14 protein-coding genes are annotated in these 20,157 nt (G+C 74.8%); 7 read left to right on the top strand and 7 right to left on the bottom strand.

From position 1 onward, the window contains the following. Positions 1 to 223: 223 nt before the first annotated feature. The 3 genes from ACIWVC_RS05060 (at position 224) to ACIWVC_RS05050 (ending at position 2,999) form a co-directional block, all read left to right on the top strand. The gene (locus ACIWVC_RS05060; protein ID WP_396445746.1) at positions 224 to 1,366 is read left to right on the top strand and encodes a sensor histidine kinase; all 1,143 of its coding nucleotides are present in this window, start codon (positions 224 to 226) and stop codon (positions 1,364 to 1,366) included. Continuing rightward, the gene (locus ACIWVC_RS05055) at positions 1,363 to 2,022 is read left to right on the top strand and encodes a response regulator (RefSeq protein WP_396445745.1); all 660 of its coding nucleotides are present in this window, start codon (positions 1,363 to 1,365) and stop codon (positions 2,020 to 2,022) included. The genes ACIWVC_RS05060 and ACIWVC_RS05055 overlap by 4 nt, the downstream gene beginning before the upstream one ends. Positions 2,023 to 2,138: 116 nt before the next feature. Beyond that, the gene (locus ACIWVC_RS05050; protein ID WP_396445744.1) at positions 2,139 to 2,999 is read left to right on the top strand and encodes a GNAT family N-acetyltransferase; all 861 of its coding nucleotides are present in this window, start codon (positions 2,139 to 2,141) and stop codon (positions 2,997 to 2,999) included. On the opposite strand, the gene uvrB is transcribed toward ACIWVC_RS05050, so the two are convergent. Both uvrB and ACIWVC_RS05040 read right to left on the bottom strand, forming a co-directional pair. Further along, positions 2,992 to 5,109 (bottom strand): excinuclease ABC subunit UvrB, encoded by a 2,118-nt coding sequence (gene uvrB, locus ACIWVC_RS05045; protein WP_396445743.1) that lies wholly within the window; start codon positions 5,107 to 5,109, stop codon positions 2,992 to 2,994. The genes ACIWVC_RS05050 and uvrB overlap by 8 nt on opposite strands. Before the next feature lie 98 nt (positions 5,110 to 5,207). Further along, positions 5,208 to 6,371 (bottom strand): sensor histidine kinase, encoded by a 1,164-nt coding sequence (locus tag ACIWVC_RS05040; RefSeq protein ID WP_396445742.1) that lies wholly within the window; start codon positions 6,369 to 6,371, stop codon positions 5,208 to 5,210. Positions 6,372 to 6,503: 132 nt separating this feature from the next. Here ACIWVC_RS05040 and ACIWVC_RS05035 point away from each other — a divergent pair, with 132 nt between their 5' ends. Genes ACIWVC_RS05035 through ACIWVC_RS05025 form a run of 3 tightly spaced genes read left to right on the top strand, consistent with a single transcriptional unit; the run spans position 6,504 to position 9,107 of the window. Further along, positions 6,504 to 7,517, top strand: a complete 1,014-nt coding sequence (locus tag ACIWVC_RS05035) for a hypothetical protein (RefSeq protein WP_396445741.1) — start codon at positions 6,504 to 6,506, stop codon at positions 7,515 to 7,517. Further along, positions 7,514 to 8,194, top strand: a complete 681-nt coding sequence (locus ACIWVC_RS05030; protein WP_396445740.1) for a hypothetical protein — start codon at positions 7,514 to 7,516, stop codon at positions 8,192 to 8,194. The genes ACIWVC_RS05035 and ACIWVC_RS05030 overlap by 4 nt, the downstream gene beginning before the upstream one ends. Positions 8,195 to 8,222: 28 nt before the next feature. Beyond that, positions 8,223 to 9,107 carry an inositol monophosphatase family protein gene (locus tag ACIWVC_RS05025; protein ID WP_396445739.1) on the top strand — a complete coding sequence of 295 codons (885 nt, stop codon included), beginning with the start codon at positions 8,223 to 8,225 and terminating at the stop codon, positions 9,105 to 9,107. On the opposite strand, the gene ACIWVC_RS05020 is transcribed toward ACIWVC_RS05025, so the two are convergent. Beyond that, positions 9,104 to 10,336 (bottom strand): SLC13 family permease, encoded by a 1,233-nt coding sequence (locus ACIWVC_RS05020; protein WP_396445738.1) that lies wholly within the window; start codon positions 10,334 to 10,336, stop codon positions 9,104 to 9,106. The genes ACIWVC_RS05025 and ACIWVC_RS05020 overlap by 4 nt on opposite strands. A 93-nt stretch (positions 10,337 to 10,429) precedes the next feature. Here ACIWVC_RS05020 and ACIWVC_RS05015 point away from each other — a divergent pair, with 93 nt between their 5' ends. Next, entirely contained in the window at positions 10,430 to 16,270 is a 5,841-nt protein-coding gene (locus ACIWVC_RS05015; RefSeq protein ID WP_396445737.1) for a TIR domain-containing protein, read from the top strand. Positions 16,271 to 16,280: 10 nt separating this feature from the next. On the opposite strand, the gene coaE is transcribed toward ACIWVC_RS05015, so the two are convergent. From coaE to ACIWVC_RS04995, 4 genes are all read right to left on the bottom strand, one after another. Continuing rightward, positions 16,281 to 16,895 (bottom strand): dephospho-CoA kinase, encoded by a 615-nt coding sequence (coaE, locus tag ACIWVC_RS05010; RefSeq protein ID WP_396445736.1) that lies wholly within the window; start codon positions 16,893 to 16,895, stop codon positions 16,281 to 16,283. 16 nt (positions 16,896 to 16,911) lie between these two features. Next, the gene (locus ACIWVC_RS05005; protein ID WP_396445735.1) at positions 16,912 to 17,403 is read right to left on the bottom strand and encodes a GNAT family N-acetyltransferase; all 492 of its coding nucleotides are present in this window, start codon (positions 17,401 to 17,403) and stop codon (positions 16,912 to 16,914) included. Between the two features lie 37 nt (positions 17,404 to 17,440). Beyond that, a complete protein-coding gene (locus ACIWVC_RS05000; RefSeq protein WP_396445734.1) occupies positions 17,441 to 19,405 on the bottom strand; it encodes an endonuclease/exonuclease/phosphatase family protein in 1,965 nt (654 codons plus the stop codon). 182 nt (positions 19,406 to 19,587) lie between these two features. Continuing rightward, positions 19,588 to 20,157: S1 RNA-binding domain-containing protein (locus ACIWVC_RS04995; RefSeq protein ID WP_396453852.1), on the bottom strand; the 570-nt coding region annotated here is incomplete at its 5' end.

The raw sequence follows: 20,157 nt of genomic DNA, 5'->3' as shown, positions 1-20,157 counted from the left end.
CCGGCCGGGCGTCCGGCCGGGCGTCCGCCGTCCTCGTCGTCGCTTCGTTAATCGTCATGCCGGACATCGTCACGGCCGGACCGGCCGGCGGTCGTCCTGCCGGGGAAGACACCTTCGCGCGGCACCCGGGGAGCAGGTTCCGCCCGTCTACATCCCCGGGAGTACTCGTCCATTGCGACGTGCGGCGGAGGACCCCGGCGGAAAAGCCGCTTAACCTACCCAGATGAGGTTCATCGACCGGTTGCCGCCGCTCGCCCAGGACGGCCTGCTCGCCGCCGCGGTGGCCGTCCTGCCGGTGCTCTTCGTGATCTTCACGGCGGGTTCGGGCCCGCTGGACGTCGTGCTCGCCCTCGCCGGCTCGCTCGCGGTCGTCGCGTGGCGGCGCGCGCCGCTGGCCGCGCTGCTCGTCGGCACGCCCTGCATGCTCGCGGTCGCCGTGCACGTGCAGCCGGGCCCCTCGGCCGTCTTCCCCGTCCTGGTCGCGGTGTTCGGGGCGGCCAGGGCCGGCCGCTGGCCCGCGGCGGCGCTGGCGGCCGCGGCCTTCCTCGGCGCCGACCTGGCGGTGAACCTGCCCGGCGCCGACGGGCCCGTGGAGGGCCTGGAGAACACCTCGCTGCTGCTCGGCTGGTTCGTGGCGGCCGGCGTGGCGGCGACGGTGACCCGGCACCGGCAGGCGTACCTGGAGGAGGTCGAGCGGCGAGCCGCGGAGGCCGAGCGCACCCGCGAGGAGGCGGCCCGGCGCCGCGCGGGCGAGGAGCGGCTGCGCATCGCCCGCGAGCTGCACGACTCCCTCACGCACAGCATCTCGATCATCAAGGTGCAGGCGGGCGTCGCCGTCCACGTGGCGCGCAGGCGCGGCGAGGAGGTGCCGCCCGCGCTGCTGGCCGTCCAGGAGGCCAGCGGCGACGCGATGCGCGAGCTGCGCGCCACCCTGGAGGTGCTGCGCGACCCCGGCGGGCCGGACGACGAGGCCGTCGCCAGCGGCCTGGACCGCCTGGACGACCTCGTGGAACGCGCCCGCTCGACCGGGCTGCCCGCCACCGTGACGGTCTCCGGCACCCGGCGCGACCTGCCCGCCGAGGTCGACCGGGCCGCGTACCGGATCGTCCAGGAGGCCCTCACCAACGTCTCCCGGCACGCGGGCGGCGCGTCCGCCGAGGTGCGCATCGACTACACCCCCGGCGGGCTGGTCGTGCGGGTCGACGACGACGGCAAGGCGGACCCGGACGCGCCGCCCGTCCCGGGCACCGGCCTGCTCGGGATGCGCGAGCGCGTCGCGGCGCTCGGCGGGCGGCTCCGCGCCGAGCCCCGGCCCGAGGGCGGCTTCACCGTGTGCGCCGAGCTCCCCCTGGGAGGCGAGGCGTGATCCGCGTGCTGCTCGTGGACGACCAGGCGCTGATCCGCGGCGGTTTCCGCGCCCTGCTGGAGATCGAGGACGACGTCGAGGTGGTGGCCGAGGCGGCGAACGGCGAGGAGGGCGTCGCGCTCGCCGTCGAGCACCGGCCGGACGTCGCGCTCATCGACGTCCAGATGCCGGTGATGGACGGCATCGAGGCGACCCGGCTGATCGCCGCCGACGAGCGGCTGGCGGGCGTCCACGTCGTGATCCTCACCAACTACGGCCTGGACGAGTACGTCTTCAACGCCCTGCGCGCCGGAGCCTGCGGGTTCATGGTCAAGGACACCGAGCCCGCCGACCTGGTGCAGGGCGTCCGCGTCGCGGCCCGCGGCGACGCCCTGCTGTCCCCCGCGATCACCCGGCGGCTGATCGGCGAGTACGTCGCCCGCCGCCCCGAGCCCGCGCCCGGCGCCCTCGACGTGCTGACCAACCGCGAACGCGAGGTCACCGCGCTGGTGGCCCGCGGCCTGTCCAACGACGAGATCGCCGCGCACATGGTGATCAGCCCGACCACCGCCAAGACCCACGTCAGCCGCGCGATGACCAAGCTGGGCGCCCGCGACCGCGCCCAGCTGGTCGTCTTCGCCTACGAGTCCGGCCTCGTCAGCCCCCGCCGCGCCTGACTCCGGCCGAGGCGGGGCATGGCGGGATGCCGCCATGGCCCCCGGGCGCGCCCGTTCGGCGAACCTCCAGGGGAAAACCGGATGCGGGCGCCGCGGCGGCGGGGGCATGCTCGGGTATGGCCTGGACACTCACCGACGATCTCGACGGGTTCCTCGCGCGGGCGGGCGGCTTCCTGCGGGCCGATCCCGTCGCGAACACCGTGCCGCTGACCGTGACCGAGTCCATGCGCGTCCAGGGCCCGGGCCTCTTCGGGGAGGCGCTGCTCGGCTGGTGGACGGAGGGCGGGCGGGTCGCGGGCGCGTGCCTGTGGACCGGCGCGCACCCGCCGATGCTGAGCGCGATGCCGGAGGCGGCGGCCGCGGAGCTGGCGGAGACGCTGGCCGGGCGGGGCGCGGCGGTGTCCGGGATCAACGGGGCGCCGGAGGCCGCCGAGGCGTTCGCGGACGCGTGGACGAAGAGGACGGGGGCGGCGAGCACGGTCGCGATGCGGCAGCGGCTCTACCGGCTCGGCCGCCTGGACGCCCCCGCTCCGCCGCCCGAGGGCGCCGCGCGGGTGGCGGGCGGCGCCGACCGCGGCCTGGCGATGGAGTGGTTCACCGCGTTCTACGCGGACGCCGGGGAGCCCAGGCGCGCGAACCCGGGGCTGGTCGACGGCAGGATCGCGGCGGGCGGGGTGGTCTTCTGGGAGGTCGGCGCCAGGCCGGTGGCGATGGCGGGACGCACCGAGGTCGTCGCGGGCATGGCCAGGGTGGCGCCGGTGTACACGCCGCCGGAGCACCGGCGCCGCGGCTACGGCGCGGCGGTCACCGCCGCCGTCACCCAGGGCGCGCTGGACGCGGGCGCCGAGCACGTCGTGCTGTTCACCGACCTCGCCAACCCGACGAGCAACGGCATCTACCGGCGCCTCGGCTACCGCCCCGTCGAAGACCGCGTCGTGCTCGGCTTCGCCCCGCCGCCCGGGGGCCGGCTCACTTGACGCCGGCCTCCTTCATGTCGCGGAGTTCGCGCTTGAGCTCCTTGATCTCGTCGCGGAGGCGGGCGGCGAGCTCGAACTGCAGGTCGGCGGCGGCCTGGTGCATCTGCTCGGTCATCTGCTCGATCAGCGCCTCCAGCTCCTCGCGGGGCCGGTCGCCGACCAGGTCGGCGGCGTGGCGGCCGACCTCCCGGGCCTTGGACGCCAGGCCGGGGACGGGGGCCTTGCCGCGGGACTGCTGGCGGCCGGCGCCGCCGATGAGGGTCTCGGTGTCGGCGTCCTCGCGGGCGAGGGAGTCGAGGATGTCGGCGATCCGCTTGCGCAGCGCCGTCGGCTCGATGCCGTGCTCGGCGTTGTAGGCCTGCTGCTTGGCGCGGCGCCGGTTGGTCTCGTCGATCGCCCGCTCCATCGACGGGGTGACCGTGTCGGCGTACATGTGGACCTGGCCGGACACGTTGCGGGCCGCGCGGCCGATCGTCTGGATGAGGGACGTCTCGGACCGCAGGAAGCCCTCCTTGTCGGCGTCGAGGATCGCGACCAGGGAGACCTCGGGCAGGTCGAGGCCCTCGCGGAGCAGGTTGATGCCCACGAGGACGTCGAACTCGCCGGTGCGCAGCTCCCGGAGCAGCTCGATGCGGCGGAGGGTGTCGACCTCGCTGTGCAGGTAGCGGACCCGGATGCCGAGTTCGAGGAGGTAGTCGGTGAGGTCCTCGGCCATCTTCTTGGTGAGGGTGGTGACGAGGACGCGCTCGTCGCGCTCGGTGCGCTCGCGGATCTCGTGGATGAGGTCGTCGATCTGGCCCTTGGTGGGCTTGACGACGATCTCGGGGTCGATGAGCCCGGTCGGGCGGATGACCTGCTCCACGACGTCGCCCTTGACGCGGTTCAGCTCGTAGGGGCCGGGCGTCGCGGACAGGTAGACGGTCTGGCCGATGCGGTCGAGGAACTCCTCCCACTTCAGCGGGCGGTTGTCCATCGCGGACGGCAGCCGGAACCCGTGCTCGACCAGCATCCGCTTGCGGGACGCGTCGCCCTCGTACATGGCGCCGATCTGCGGGACGGTCTGGTGCGACTCGTCGATGACGAGGAGGAAGTCCTCCGGGAAGTAGTCGAGGAGGGTGTTGGGGGCCGAGCCGGGGCCGCGGCCGTCGATGTGCCGGGAGTAGTTCTCGATGCCGGAGCAGGTGCCGACCTGCCGCATCATCTCGATGTCGTAGGTGGTGCGCATGCGCAGCCGCTGCGCCTCCAGCATCTTGCCCTGCCGCTCCATTGCGGCGAGGGTCTCCTCCAGCTCGGCCTCGATGTCGCGGATCGCCCGCTCCATCCGCTCGGGCCCGGCGACGTAGTGCGAGGCGGGGAACACGTACAGCTCGTCGTCCTCGGTGATCAGCTCGCCGGTGAGGGGATGCAGGGTGGCGAGCTTCTCGATCTCGTCGCCGAACATCTCGATGCGGACGGCGAGCTCCTCGTACTGCGGAATGATCTCGATGGTGTCGCCGCGGACCCGGAACGTGCCGCGGGTGAACGCGAGGTCGTTGCGGGTGTACTGCATGCCGACGAGCTGCCGGAGCAGGTCGTCGCGGTCGATCTCCTGGCCGACGTGCAGCCGCACCATCCGGTCGACGTACTCCTGCGGCGTGCCGAGGCCGTAGATGCACGACACCGACGCGACGACGACGGTGTCGCGGCGGGTGAGCAGCGAGTTGGTCGCCGAGTGCCGCAGCCGGTCGACCTCGTCGTTGATCGAGGAGTCCTTCTCGATGTAGGTGTCGGTCTGCGGGATGTACGCCTCGGGCTGGTAGTAGTCGTAGTACGACACGAAGTACTCGACGGCGTTGTTCGGCAGCATCTCGCGCAGCTCGTTGGCGAACTGCGCGGCGAGCGTCTTGTTCGGCTGCATGACCAGGACGGGCCGCTGCAGCTTCTCCACCAGCCACGCGATCGTGGCGGTCTTCCCGGTGCCGGTGGCGCCGAGCAGCACCGCGTCCTTGTCGCCGCGCCGGATGCGGTCGGCCAGCTCGGCGATCGCCTGCGGCTGGTCGCCGGACGGCTTCATCTCGGTGACGACCTCGAACGGCGCGACGCGGCGCCGCAGGTCGGTGACTGGACGCATCGGCACTCCCCTGTCCCGGCGTACTACCTGCTCTGACAACTGTATGCAGGGCCTGCGACATTCCCGGCCGGCGCCGGTGCGCGGCCCGTCCCCGCCGGTCAGGAGGCGGGCAGCGGCAGCCGGGCCCGGACGGCGTAGCCGCCCTCGCGGGGCCCCGCCTCGAAGCTGCCGCCGAGCGCGTGGACGCGCTCGCGCAGCCCGACCAGGCCGTTCCCGCCGCTCGGCAGCCGGTGCTCGGGCCGGGCGGTGGGCGGGTCGTTGACGACCGACACCTCGATCGCCTCGGGCAGCAGGCCGAGGGACACCCGGGTGTCGGCGGACCCGGCGTGCTTGTGGACGTTGGTGAGGGCCTCCTGGACGAGGCGGTAGAGCGTCCGCCCCACGGCGTAGGGCATCGGGCGCTCCTCGCCGCTGACCGACATGTCGACGCGGAGGCCGGCGGCGCCGGACTGGCCGACGAGCTCGCGGACGTGGGCGAGCGTGACCGCCTCCTGGGGCAGCGCATGCTCGCCCTGGCGCAGGACTCCGATGACGTGCCGCAGCTCCTCCAGCGCCTGGCGGCCCATGTCCCCGATGACGCCGGCGGTCTCGGCGGCCCGGACGGGGTCGCGGCCGGCGATCGCCTTGAGCGCGCCCGCGTGCACGACCATGACACTGATCCGGTTGGCGACCACGTCGTGCATCTCCCGCGCGATACGGGTGCGTTCCTCTCCCCGCGCGCGCTCCGCGAGGAGGTGCTGTTCGCGTTCGAGCCTGGCCGTGCGCTCCTGGAGCGATGCAAGGAGTTGCTTGCGCGCACCCATGTAAAGGCCCAGCAGGACGGGGACGGCGACGAACGCGATGCCGAAGATCGCCTGCGCGGCGAAGGTCTCCGTCGCCGCCGTCGGGGACGGGAACGCCAGCCCGGCGGCGTAGGTGACGGCGGCGATCGTCAGCACCGTCCGGCGGGACGGGGCGTACGCGGCGAGCGAGTACAGGATGACCAGCGTGGCGAAGACGCCCGCCCCGGTGACCGTCCCGAACACGAGCAGGAAGAGGGCGAGGCCGACGGGATGGACGCGCCGCACGACCAGCGCGAGCCCGAGGACGACGCTGCACGCCGAGACGACCCAGGGCGGCAGCCAGAACCTCTGGTCGGAGAACCACAGGAACACGGCGTCGCCGGCGGCCAGGGAGACGGCGAGGAAGACGTCGAGCGCGCGTGAGCGGCGGGTCGGCCACGCCCCCGCCCACGCCCCCGCCCAGCGGCCCCGTACGCGCATGCGAAGAGTCTATGGCGATCAGGCCGACCGTCGATCGCGCAAGTGACCGAAGCCCTTACCGGCCGGGCTTTTCCGCATTCGTTGCACTGTGGTTACGATGACGGCGCGACTAGGACGGGGTGCCAGCCGAACATGACCCGCTTCACGAACTGGCTCGGGAAGAACGCCGACGCGGTGATCGCGCTGGTGCTGGCGATCGTCGTCGCCGTGCTCGGCCTCGGGGTGAACCTGCCGAACGAGGACGAGATCACCAACAGCGGCATCCTCGCGGTGATCGGCCTCCTGGCGACGTCGGTGCTGCGGGACCGGGGGCGGCGCATCCCGGTCGAGGCGGAGGTCCGCGACACGCTGCGGTCGTCGTCGGCCACGCTGGGCGAGCTGAGCGCCAAGCTGACCCGCGTCGAGAGCTTCGAGGACGTCCTGGCCGGCACCAAGCGCGCGCTGGACGAGTCGACGGTGGTCCGCGTCATCGGCGGCGCGCAGGTCGCGCACGTCCTGGAGGAGGCGCGCCGCGACACCGACCGGTGGTTCTTCAAGGGCGGGACGGGCACCTACATCCGCGCCCGCACGCTGCCCGAGTGCGTGGCGGCGGCCCGCAGGGAGCGGCGCACGCTGCTGTTCCGGGTGGAGATCCTCGACCCCTCCAACGTGGAGGTGTGCGAGGCGTACGCCCGGCACCGCCGCTCGGTGTCGGACGGCCCGGACGCGACGGGCGAGCCGTGGACGGTGGAGCGCACCCGCAAGGAGGCGTACGCGACGATCCTCGCGGCGTGCTGGCACAAGCAGCGGTTCGCGATGCTCGACATCGACATCGGCCTGGCGCAGACCATGACGACGCTGCGGTACGACCTCGCGTCGTCGCGGGTGGTGGTCACCCGGGACGACCCGCGCGGCGAGGCCCTGGTCGTCGACAGCAACAAGTTCTACTACAGCTGGGTGAGCGCGGAGCTGCAGACCAGCCTCGACCAGGCGCGCCGCGTCCCGGTCGAGCGGGCGAGGCTGGCGCCGCTGGACGAGGAGCCGACGGTCGAGCAGGTCCGCAAGCTCTTCGAGGTGATCGGCATCGAGCTGGCGTCCGGCTACACCGACCGCGACGTCATCGAGATCATCCGCAAGGCGCTGCGAGCGAAGGACCCCTACGAGTGAGGTACGCCGAGATCCGGGAGGAGATCCGCGCCGGGACCGCCGCGCGGACGCTGCCGGCGTGGGCGGGGCGCGTCCTCGGCGAGATCCTGGACGGCATCGCGGCGGGCGCGCCGCACGTCCCGGCGGTGCGGCACCCGCTGGGCTTCCTGTGCCTCCCGGTGGAGCGCACCGGCGATCTCGGCGTGTGCCTGCACATCTGGACGCCGGAGGTGCGGCCCGCGCCGACCACCACCTCGCCGGTGCACTGCCACAGCTGGGACCTGCTGAGCTTCGTCCTGTACGGGACGGTGCGGAACGTGCGGATGGACGTGGCGGAGGCCGCCGGGACGGCGTCGCAGCAGGTCTTCGAGGTCATCAGCCACGGCGACGTGGACGAGCTGAGGGCGACGGGGCGCGCCGTCGACTGCGCCCCGCACCGCTCCGCCGCGCACCGCACGGGCGAGTCGTACACCCTGCCCGCCGGGGTGTTCCACAGCACCCTCATCGAGGGCGGCCGGGACGCGGCCACGGTCGCCCTCGGCCGGCAGACGCCGGGCGGCGGCGACCTGTCGCTCGGCCCGCTCGGCACGCCCACGCACCGCGTGCGCCGGTCCCGTTCCGATCAAGCCGGGACCGAGCGCGCCCTGCGCCGGTGCGCGGCCAGGATCGCCGCCGCCCACTGCTCGGCACGCCGGTAGGCCGCCGCCCGGACCCGCAGGAGGCCCGATGAGACCCCCGACCCCGTCAGCGGCCGTCCCGGTCGATCTCTCCGAGGCCCGCGCCGTGGCGGTGGACGCCGCCGAGGCGGCGGGCGCCCTGCTGAGCGCCCGCGCGGGCGAGCCGCTGGAGATCCGCCCGAAGGGCGCGGGCCCGGACGTGGTGACGGCGCTGGACACGGCCGCCGAGGAGGTGATCCTCGCCCGGTTGCGGGCCGCGTATCCCGGGCACCGCATCATCGCGGAGGAGTCCGGCGTCCTCGACGGCGCGCCGGGCGAGGAGATGGTGTGGCTCGTCGACCCGCTGGACGGCACCAACAACGTGGCGATCGGGATGCCCGTGTACGCGGTGGGCCTGGCGCTGTGCGCGCGCGCCGAACCGGTCTTGGGCGTCGTCCACGACCCGGTGTCCGGCCGCACGTGGTCGGCGATCCGCGGCAAGGGCGCGCTGGGGCCGGACGAGTCGCTCCTGACGCTGCCCGACCGGCCGCGTCCGGGCCGGGAGGAGCACCCGGTCCTGGCATGGACGCAGGGCCACCAGGTCGAGCCGAACGATCTGGTGGCGTTCACCATGCGCACGGCCCTGGAGAAGCGGTCCGCGCGCATGCTCCAGCTGTGGGCGCCGCTGGTCTGCTGGGCGATGCTCGCGCGCGGGGACATCGACGGCATCGTCGGCTACCTGCCCGAGATCGTCGACCTGCCCGCCGGGGCGCTGCTGGCCGCCGAGGCGGGCGCCGAGTTCCGCCGCCTGGACGGCGGCCCCTACGAGCTCTGCATCGACCGCCCGGCGTCCGAGCTCGGGTTCGTGGCGGCGCGCCCGGACCTCCTCGACCGCCTCCTGGAGACCACGGCCTCCATAGCCATGCCGGACGGCAGCTTCCGCGTCGTCCTCTAGCCCGCCCGGCCGGTCAGCAGGAGCGCGCCCACCGAGGCGGCGCAGCCCAGGACCGCCAGGACGGCCCCCGTCAGGACGAACTTGCGGATCGGTACGCGCACGTCCCACCGCCGGCACCACTCGAACCACAGCAGCGTGGCGAGCGAACCCCACGGGGTGATGACCGGCCCCACGTTCGTCCCGATGAGCAGGGAGAGGAGCTGCTCCTTGTTCGACGCCGGTACGGCCGACTCCCCCGCCACGTACGCGGGGAGGTTGTTGAGCACGTTCGACAGGCCCGCGCCGGAGAACGCCGCCCGGAAGGCCCCCGCGGCGTCGCCGTCGTGGCCGACGAGGGCCCGCATCGCGTCGTCCAGCCCCCACCGTTCGAGCGTGGGGACGACGAGGAACAGCCCGGTGACGAACACCATGAGCTGCCAGGGGACGAGCGCGGGGCGCAGCGCCGACCGGTCGCGCACCGCGAAGGCGGCGGCGGCCACGGCGGCGGCGGCGGTCGCGGCGACGCCGAGCTGCACGCCGGTGTGCACGCCGGCGAGGATCGCGCCGATGAACAGCAGGCACGCGCCCCCCGTCGCGGAGAACAGCACGCGGTCGCGGACGGGCACCGGGTCGGGCGGGTCGTAGGCGTCCTCCCCGCGCATGCGGCGGCGCCAGTAGAACGCCCACAGCAGCGCCATCGTGACGGCCAGGACCGCCAGCTGCGGCAGCCACATGCGGGCCGCGAAGGCACGGGTCTCCAGGGCCACCCGGTCGGCGGCGAGCAGGTTGGTCAGGTTCGACACCGGCAGCAGGAGGCTCGCGGTGTTGGCCAGCCACACCGTCGTCATGGCCAGCGGCAGCGTCGCGATCCCCGCGCGCGCCGCCAGCGCCAGCATGACGGGGGTCAGCAGCACCGCGGTCGTGTCGAGGTTCAGGAAGACCGTGGTGAGCGACGCGAACGCCACGCACAGCAGGAACAGCGCCGCGTAGCTCCCCCGCCCGGCGCGCGCCATCCGCTGCGCGATCGCGTCGAAGACCCCGGCCTCCTTGGTCAGCTCCGCCAGGACGATCACGCTGAACAGGAACAGCAGCAGCGGCGCGATCCGGCCGATACTGGCCCGCGCCGTGCCGGCCGGGAGCAGGCCGGTGGCGACGAACACGAGCCCGGCCGCGAGGACCCCGATCCGGATCCGGTCGAGTACGCCCAGGGAGCGGGCGGTGCGGCGCAGGGTCTGCATCGGGGGCGGCACGGCCGCCATGATCTCACGACCCGCCCGCCCGCCAAGATCGAAAAACGTCCCCGGGACCCTGTTCCGCGCGGCCCGCCGCGCGATACTGGCGGCATGACACCCCCCGGCCGCACAGCACAGGAGCGCCCCACCGACTTCTTCATCAGCTACTCCCCCGCCGACGAGCGGTGGGCGTCCTGGATCGCGTGGCAGCTGGAGGCCGCCGGGCACCGGACGATGATGCAGGCGTGGGACTTCGTGCCGGGGACCAACTTCATCGACTTCATGGACCGGGGCCTGTCGGAGGCCAAGGCCGTGGTGGCGGTCCTGTCGCGCAACTACCTGCGCTCCCGGTACGGGCGGCTGGAGTGGATGGCGGCGCTGCGGGCCGACCCCGACGACCCGGCCCGCAAACTCGTCACGGTCCGGATCGAGGACTGCCCCATCGACGGGCTGCTGTCCACGATCACCTACGTGGACCTCGTGGGGATCGACGACCCGGACGAGGCGCGCGGGCTGCTGATGCGGCGCATCCGGGAGGCCCTCGCCGGCCACGCGCGGCCCCTGGACGGCCCCGTGTTCCCCGGCGGCGGCCCCTCCGCACCGGCCTCCGCACCGGACGGCGGCGGCGTCCTGCCGGGGCGTCTGGAAGCGCCTGACGGGCCGCAGGGGCCGGTCGGGGAGCGGCCGGCGCGCCGGGCGCCCGTCGCCGCGCCCGCGTTCCCGGCGGCGGGCTCCGGGCCCGAGCCGCGCGAGCACGTCAGCGTCCTGCACGTCTCGGGCCCCCGGTTCGGCCGGACGCTCGCCGAGCCGGGCGAGCCGACCACCGCCACCGAGCTGCAGGACCGCATCTGGAGCGACGTGACGCGGCTGGCCGACTCCGGCGTGCCCCGCCCCGACCTGCTCATCGTCACCGGCAACATCACCCACTCGGGCAGCCGCAAGGAGTTCGCCGAGGCGCTGTCGTTCCTGACCGGCCTGCGGGCGCTGCTCGGCCTGGAGGCGCAGCGCGTGGTGGTCGTGCCGGGCACCCACGACGTCACCCGCGCGGCGTGCCGGGCGTACTTCGCCGGCTGCGAGGCCGACGACATCGAGCCGCAGCCGCCGTACTGGCCGAAATGGCGGCACTACGCGGGCCTGTTCAGAGAGTTCTACCAGGGCATCGACGCGCTGATCTTCGACAGCGCGCAGCCGTGGACGCTGTTCCCCGTCCCGGACCTGCGGGTCGTGGTCGCCGGCCTCAACTCGACGCTGCCGCAGACGCACCGCGAGGAGGACCGCTACGGGCAGGTGGGCCGCGCGCAGGCCGCCTGGTTCAACGAGCGGCTCCGCCATTTCGAGGACGAGGGCTGGCTCCGCCTCGCCGCGGTGGAGCACACCCCCATCGCCGGGGAGCCGGGCGCCCTGCGCGATCCGGAGACCGTGGAGATGCTGCTCGGCGGCCACGTCAACGTGTTCTTCCAGGGGACGGAGTCGGAGTTCGGCGCCGTCCCGCTGCTCGGCGGCCGGGGCGTCCCGGCCGTCCCCGCGCTCGGCCCGGGGCGCCACCAGATCGTCGTGCTGCGCCGGGACGGCCTGGAGCGCTGGATCCCCGAGGACGCCGAGCGGCGCGGCCCCGAGCGGCTCGACCGGCCCTGGCCGGGCACCGCGGGAACGTTCCCGGCGCCGCGCGCGGAGGCGCCGCCCGCCCCGCCCGCACCGGAGATCGGGCCCGCCCCGGACGGCGCCGCCGAGCCCGTCCCCGACCCGGCGGCGCGGCTGCTCGACCGGCTCACCGAGGCGTGCGAGACGCGGTTCGAGCGGGCGACGATCCGGCGGATCGTCCCGGCCCCGCGCGAGGACGGCCGCGCCGACCCGCCGCACCTGCTGCTCACCCACCTGGAGGACGGGTTCGTCCGGCAGTACCGCATCGGCGCCCACGTCGGGCAGGTCACCGAGGCGGACGTCGACGCGTTCGTCCGGCAGGTCCACGCCGACGGCACCGACCACGGGTCGGAGCTGGTGTTCGTGGGGCCGCCGCCCGCCCGGTCCCTGCGCGAGGACGCGCTGCGGCGCGGCGTCCGGGTGCGCAGCCTCACCGAGTTCCAGGGCCTGCTCGACCTGTCGGAGTACGTGGCGGCGCAGACGCGGCGGCTGTCCGCCGACGGGCAGTACCCGCCGTCGCTGTACGTCCCGCAGCGGTTCCGGGAGCTCGACCGGTTCCAGGCGCCGGGCGAGGGCGCGGCGCCGGCCGGGACCGTCCGCGAGGACGCCGTCGGCGAGATGCTGCGGCTGCTGGCCGCCGACCACGGCCGGTTCGTGCTGCTGCTGGGCGACTTCGGGCGCGGCAAGACGTTCGCGCTGCGCGAGCTGGCCCGCCGCATCCCCGAGGAGCTGCCGCACGTCGTGCCGATCCTCATCGAGCTGCGGGCGCTGGACAAGGCGCACTCGGTGGACGGCCTGGTCGCCGCGCACCTCGCCAACCACGGCGAGGAGCTGATCGACCTCAAGGCGTTCCACTACATGCTCCGCCAGGGCCGCATCGTGCTGCTGTTCGACGGGTTCGACGAGCTGGTCACCCGGATGACCTACGACCAGGCCGCCGACCACCTCGACACGCTGCTGCAGGCCGCCCAGGACAAGGCCAAGATCGTGGTGGCGAGCCGGACGCAGCACTTCAAGTCGCAGGCGCAGGTGCTGACGGCCCTCGGCGAGCGGGTCGGCGTGCTGCCGCACCGGCGCGTCCTCGGCCTGGAGGAGTTCGCGCCCCCGCAGGTCCGCTCCTACCTGGTGAACCGGTACGGGGACGAGGACGCCGCCGAGGCGCGCCTGTCCCTGCTCGCCGGGATCGAGGAGCTGCTCGCCCTCACCGCCAACCCGCGGATGCTGTCGTTCATCGCCGACCTGCCCGAGGACCGGCTGCGCGCGGTCGCGCGGGCCCGCCGCACCCTGTCGCCCGCCGACCTGTACCAGGAGATCCTGTCGGCCTGGCTCGCCTACGAGGCCGACCGGGTCGGCGGCTCCGGCGGGCCGCCGGGGCTGAAGGCCGACGACATGTGGCGGGCCGTCGGCACGCTCGCGCTGCGGCTCTGGGAGGGCGATGACCAGTTCCTCAGCCTCGCGGAACTGGCCGACGTCGCCGACACCCTCACCGGCCTCGCCGGCGGCCGGATGTCGCCGCACCAGTTGACGCACGCCGTCGGCGCCGGGAGCCTGCTCGTCCGCACCGACGACGGGCTGTTCGGGTTCATCCACACGTCGGTGATGGAGTGGCTCGTCGCGCGGCACATCGCGGACGAGTTCGCGCGCGGCGCGACGCCGGCGGCGCTCGGCCGCCGCACGCTGAGCCGGCTCAGCGTCGACTTCCTGTGCGACCTCGCCGACACGCGCGCCTGCCAGGACTGGGCGGCCGGCGTCCTCGCCGACCCCGGCGCCGACGACGTCTCCCGCGCCAACGCGATCCGCGTCACGACCCGGCTGCGCACCCCGGCCCGCACCGATCTGCGCGGGGCGCGCCTCCAGGGCGAGGACCTGTCCTACCGCGATCTGCAGGAGGTCGACCTCACCGGCGCCGACCTCACCGACGCGCAGCTCGTCGGCGCGAACCTGTCCGGGGCCGTCCTGCGGGACGCGTCGCTGGCCGGGGCGCGGCTGGACGAGGCGCGCCTCACCGGGGCCGACCTGCGCGGCGCCGACCTGTCCCGGGCGCGGCTCGCCCGCGCCGACCTGCGCGACGCCGCCGTCGGCGGCGGCCGCTGGACCCGCGCGGCCCTCATCGACGCGGTGCTCCCCGACCGGATCGCCGCCGCGCCCGAACTCCGCGAGGCCGCGATCGCGCCCGGCCGCCCCGTCGAGATCCAGATCGCGCCGCCCGCGGTCGGCGTCCCCTACGGGTTCCACTTCGCGACCAGCCGCCTCCCGCAGCCGCTCGCCTACAGCCCCGGCGGGTCCGTGGTGGCCGTGGGCAGCGAGGACGGCGGCGTCCTCGTGTGCGACGCCGTCACGGGCACTCCCCTGCGGACGCTCCAGGGCCATACCGACCGCGCCTACGCGGTGGCGTTCGACTCCGGCGGCAACCTGCTGGCGAGCGGCTCGGCGGACGGCACCGTCCGGGTGTGGGACCTCGCCACCGGGCACGCGGCGCACGTCCTCGCCGTCCACCCCGAAGGCGTGTGGCCGGTCGTGCTGGGCGGCCGCGCCCCATCGGGCGGCGACCTCCTCGCGGCGGGCGCCGCGGACGGCGCGATCCGCGTCTGGGACACCGCCTCCGGCGCCCTCCTGCACGAGCTGTCCGGGCACACCGCGCCCGTCTACACCGCGGTGTTCGACACCGCCGGCTCCCTCATGGTCACCGGCGACGCGGGCGGCACACTGCGCGTCTGGGACCTCGCCGCGGGCGCGCTGCGGCGGGAGCTGACCGGCCACCGGGGCGCGGTGTTCCGCGCCGTCTTCCACCCGGACGGCTCCGTCCTCGCCGCCGGGGACGAGGCCGGCGTCGTCCGGCTCTGGGACATCCGCACCGGCGAGATCGAGCAGGAGCTGCTCGGCCACACCGGGCGCGTCTACGCGATCGCGTTCCACCCCGGCGGGGACCTCCTCGTCACCGGCGACACCGACGGCTCGGTCCGCATCTGGGCGGACGGCGCGCGGCGCAGCGTCCTGTCCGGCCACGAGGGCGGCATCTACCAGGCGCTGTTCAGCCCGGACGGCGGCCGCCTCGTCACCGCCGACAGCGCCGGGTCGGTCCGGCTGTGGGATCCGCGGACCGGGCGGCAGCGGCTCGAACTCGCCGGGCACCGCGGCGCGGTGTGGCCGGTCGCGTTCCGCCCCGACGGCGCGCAGCTCGCCACCAGCAGCAACGACGGCACCGCGCGGCTGTGGGACGCCGAGACCGGGCAGTGCCGCGTCGTCCTGCGCGGGCACGGCCGCCGCGTCACCGGGGTCGCGTTCAGCCCGGACGGCGGGATGCTCGCCTCCAGCGGCAACGACGGCCTCGTCCGGCTCTGGGAGCCGCGCACCGGCCGGATGATCCGCGAGCTGCGCGGCGTCGCCGACAACCTGACCTCCGTCGCGTTCAACACGCGCGACTCCCAGCTCGCGACCGCCACGAACGACGGCGGCGTCCACCTGTGGCAGGCCGGGACGGGGACCTTCGAGCGGGAGCTGAACGTCGAGACCGACCACGTGTGGGCGCAGGCGTTCGCGCCCGCCGGGGACGTCCTCGCCACCGCCAACGACGACGACTCGGTCCGCCTCTGGTACTGGACGACCGGCCGGGAGACCGTCAACCTCGCCGACCACCGCGGCCGCGTCCGCTCCATCGACTTCCAGCCGGGCGGCGCGCTCCTCGCCACCGGCTGCGACGACGGCCTCGTCCGCCTCTGGCACCCCCGCACCGGCGAACTCAAGGCCGCCATGCGGGGCCACACCGACCGCGTGTACCGGGTGGTGTTCTCACCCTCCGGGGAGACCCTCGCCAGCGCGAGCAACGACGGCACCGTCCGCCTGTGGGATCCGTCCACCGGGCAGGCGCTCCACACCCTCACCGCCCACACCGGCCGCCTGTGGACGACGGCGTTCCACCCGTCCGGGAAGATGCTCGCCAGCGCGGGCGACGACATGGTGGTCCGGCTCTGGAACCCCTCCGACGGGCGTCTCCTGCACACCCTCACCGGCCACACCCGGCGGATCTGGTCGGCGGAGTTCAGCCCCGACGGCACCCTCCTCGCCACGGCCGGCGACGACGGCGCCATCATCCTCTGGGACGTCGCAGACCGCGACGCCCCCGCGCGCCGCGCCACCCTCCTCGGCCTCGCCGAGGGCTGGGCCGCCCTCGCGCCGGACGGCCGCTACAAGTTCGAGGGCGACGCCACCGCCGAATTCTGGTACGCGATCGGCATGTGCCGCTTCGAACCGGGCGAGCTGGACCCCTACCTCCAGGAGGTCCGCCGCCTCCCACTCGACGCCCCGTTCTAGGACGCCCGTCCTAGGAATCGGGGTCCTGGGAGGCGGCGCGGCGGGTGAGGGCCTCCCAGAGGTCGTCCACCTGGGCCTTCAGGTCGTCCAGGGTGCCGGAGTTGTCGATCACGTGGGTGGCGACGGCCAGGCGTTCCTCGCGGGACGCCTGGTTGGCCATGCGGGCGCGGGCGTCCTCCTCGGACATGCCGCGGCGGGACGTGAGCCGTTCGAGCTGCGTCTCCTCGGGGGCGTCCACGACCACGACCTCGTCGTACATGGGGGCCAGGCCGTTCTCCGCCAGCAGGGGGACGTCGTAGACGACGACGGCGCCGGCCGGGGCCGCGTCCATCAGTTCCTGCATGCGCTCGCCGACGAGGGGGTGGACGATCGCGTTCAGCGCGGCGAGGCGGTCGGGGTCGGCGAACACGATCCTGCCGAGCTTCTCCCGGTCGAGGGCGCCGGACGGCAGCAGGACGTCCGCGCCGAACTCCGCCACGACGGCGGCGTGGCCGGGGGTGCCCGGCTCCACGACCTCCCGGGCGATCTCGTCGGCGTCGATGACCACCGCGCCGCGCTCGCCCAGCAGCGCGGACACCTCGCTCTTGCCCGACCCGATTCCGCCGGTGAGTCCCACTTTCAGCACGGGCTCACCCTAGTGGCTACCCCGTTCCGGCAGGGACGAGGGGTTTGCGCATGTGCACGAGGGTGAGGTGCGCGGCGACGCGTTCGCGGTGTGTCTCGGAGTAGCCGAGGCGGCGGTACAGGCGCAGGTTGGACTCGCTGAGGTGGCCGGTGAACAGCACGCAGGCGTCGACCCGGCCGGCGACCTCGGCCTCCAGGGCGGCGAGGAGGCGCCGCCCGATGCCGCGTCCCTGCAGGTCGGGGACGACCACGAGCCGCCCCACCAGGCACGTGTGGTCGCTGAACTGGGCGCGGACCGCGCCGACGAGGCGGCCGCCGAGGACGGCCTTCAGCACGACCGCGTCCGTCTCCAGGACCTTGCGCAGCTGCTCGGCCGACTCGACCAGGGGCGGCAGGAACGGGTCGCCGTACAGCTGCGCCTCCGCGACGTAGGCGGCGCGCTGGACGGTCAGCAGCTCCCCGGCGTCGCCGGGGACCGCCCGCTCGATCACGACCGCCTCCGCGCTCATGGGGACGACCTTAGCGGCGGACGGCCGCCCGGTCCGGTCACCGCTCGATCCGGACGGTCACCGCGACCGGGTAGTGGTCGGAGGCGTCCGACTTCGGCACCTCGTAGTCGGTGACGAGGATGCCGTCCGACCCGAAGATCCAGTCGTGGACGGCGCCGTCCGGCCGGGTCGGGTACGCCTCGCCGCCGAGGGCGGTGCTGCGCAGGTCGGTGCCGTCGGTCATCGCGGCCAGCTCGGGGCTGCCGGCGTCGGCGTTGAAGTCGCCGCCGATCAGCGTGCGGGGCGCGCCGCCCCAGGCGCGCAGCAGCGCGCTGATCTCCCGGGAGCGCTCCGCGGCCTGGTCGTCGCCGCCCTCCAGGTGCGTCGACCACACGTCCATCGTGGTCTTGCCGACGGCGAGCCGCGCCCACACGTAGCCGCGGATCTGCGACCAGTCGCCGCGCGGCATGCGGCCCGTCCCGGAGCTGCGCACCGGCAGCGACGTCAGGATCGCGTTGCCGAACTGCCCGTCGGCGGCCGGGCCCCAGATCAGCTTCATGCCGAGGCGCCGCGACAGCCACACGCCGACGTCGGCGGTGCCGGACGTCAGCGCCCCGCGCCCGGCCTCCTGGAGCAGCACGACCTGGGCCCGCTGGCCCTCGATGACGCGGGCGATGCCCTCCGGGTCGAGCTGCCCGGACTGGTCGACCGCGTCGTGGATGTTGTAGCTGAGCACCCGCACCTCCCCGGCGGCGGCCGCGGGCTGCGCCTCGCCGGACGGCGCGGCCACGGTGAACACCAGCGTGCCGGCGAGCAGCACGAGGGCGGCGGCGCCCGCGGTGAGCGCGCGCAGCGGGGCGCGGGCGGGCAGCGGGCCGCCGCGGGCCGCGGCGAACGCGGCGAGCGCGCCGAGCAGGATGCCGGCGAGGCCGGGCAGCAGGTTGTTCGGGAACGGCAGCGGCGACACCGCGCTGACCTGGTACGGGATCAGGATCCCGGCGAGGAGCAGGCCGCCGAGCGCGGCGCCGGCGTCGATCCGCCAGACCGGCCCGCCGCTGCCGGCGCGGCGCAGCGGCGCGCGGACCGCCACGGCCAGCAGCCACGCCGCCGCCACCTGGCCGGCGATCACGACGGGGACGACCTCGATGCCAGAGACCGCGTACGTCCCGGCGACGGCGCCCGCGCCGACCCCGAGGAGCGTGCCGCCGAGGACGCAGACCCCGCCCGGCACGGCCCGCACGGCGAGTCCGGAGGCGAGGAACGCGAGCGCGAGCCCCTGCCCGATGACGATCGTGACGTGCGCGCCGGTCAGCGACTGCCACCCCGACGACGCGACGAACGCGGGGCTGGACAGCACGAGGATCTGCAGGGCGAGGAACGGCCCGAGCGCCGCGGCGCCCAGCGCGTCCCGCCAGGACACGCCCGGCGCGGCGACCGGCCCGGACGCCAGCTCGCGGTAGAGGGCGGCGGCGCCGGCGCCGACGAACGCCAGGCACGCCAGCCACGGGCCGAGCCCGTCCCGCCAGACGGGGTCCCAGGTGGCGAAGCACATCCGCACCGCGGTGTCGATCGCGAGGCCGGCGACCGCCGCGGTGGCGAAGCCCACGCCGGACAGGCCGCGGGCGCCCTCGTACAGCGCCGCGAGCGCGATCATGCCGATGGCGGTGCCGGCGAAGGCCAGCCAGGTGCGCGGGTCGATGGCCTGCGCGAGCAGCCGGACCGCGAACAGCCCGCCGGCGCCGGCGAGCAGCAGCCCGCGCGGCCCGGCGGCGCGGCGGATGAGCGGGGCGAGGAGCCCGGCGAGGTAGATGGCGAGCAGGCCGGCCGCGGCCACCGCGATGCCGGCCTTGTCGGCGAAGTGGTCGAGCTGCGGCAGGGAGAACCGCAGCGTCTGCGCGAGCACCGCGACCGTGACGGCGATCAGGGCGAGCCGGGCTGGGCCCTGCGGGACGATCGAGGGGCCGGTCGCGGCGGGGCCGCCGGGCCTGGTGCCGACGGCGGCGCCGGTTTCTGTGCTGGCCAATTGAACGAGTGCTCCCGGGGGACGAGCGGACCTTCGGGGTGCGGTGACGCGTCGGGGGACGCGGGTCTCCCCCGCCATGGTGGCGCAACCGAAGCACGGCCGGAGGCCGATCTTGAAGATCGTTCTCCGGCCGTGCTCGTGTTGTTCGTCACCGGCGGGCGGGCCGCCGGAGGAGGGTGCGGCTACTGGCCGCCGGAGAGCTTCTCCCGCAGCGCGGCGAGCGCCTCGTCGGTGGCGAGCGCACCGCCGCCGGACTCGCTCTCGCCGCCGCCGGAGTAGGAGGTCTCGCCGCCGCCGCCCGCGGGCGCGGTGTCGGCCTCCGCCTCGGCCTTGCGGGCCTCCTCGATCTGCCGGCGGTGGGCGTCGAAGCGGGCGCGGGCCTCGGCGTACTGCCGCTCCCAGGTCTCGCGCTGCTCGTCGAAGCCCTCCAGCCACTCGCCGGTCTCGGCGTCGAAGCCCTCGGGGTACTTGTAGTTGCCCTGCTCGTCGTACTCGGCGGGCATGCCGTACAGGGTCGGGTCGAAGTCCTCCTCGTCGATCCCGACGGCGCCCTCGTTGGCCTGCTTCAGCGACAGGCTGATGCGGCGCCGGTCGAGGTCGATGTCGATGATCTTGACGAAGATCTCGTCGCCGACCTGCACGACCTGCTCGGGGATCTCGACGTGGCGCTCGGCCAGCTCGGAGATGTGCACCAGGCCCTCGATGCCCTCCTCGACCCGGACGAACGCGCCGAACGGCACCAGCTTGGTGAC

Origin of the sequence: Actinomadura sp., from assembly GCF_044508335.1 — a bacterium.
Classification (GTDB): Bacteria; Actinomycetota; Actinomycetes; order Streptosporangiales; family Streptosporangiaceae; genus Spirillospora.
Note: the sequence above shows the minus strand (reverse complement) of the source record. Positions and strands in the feature narration are given on the sequence as shown.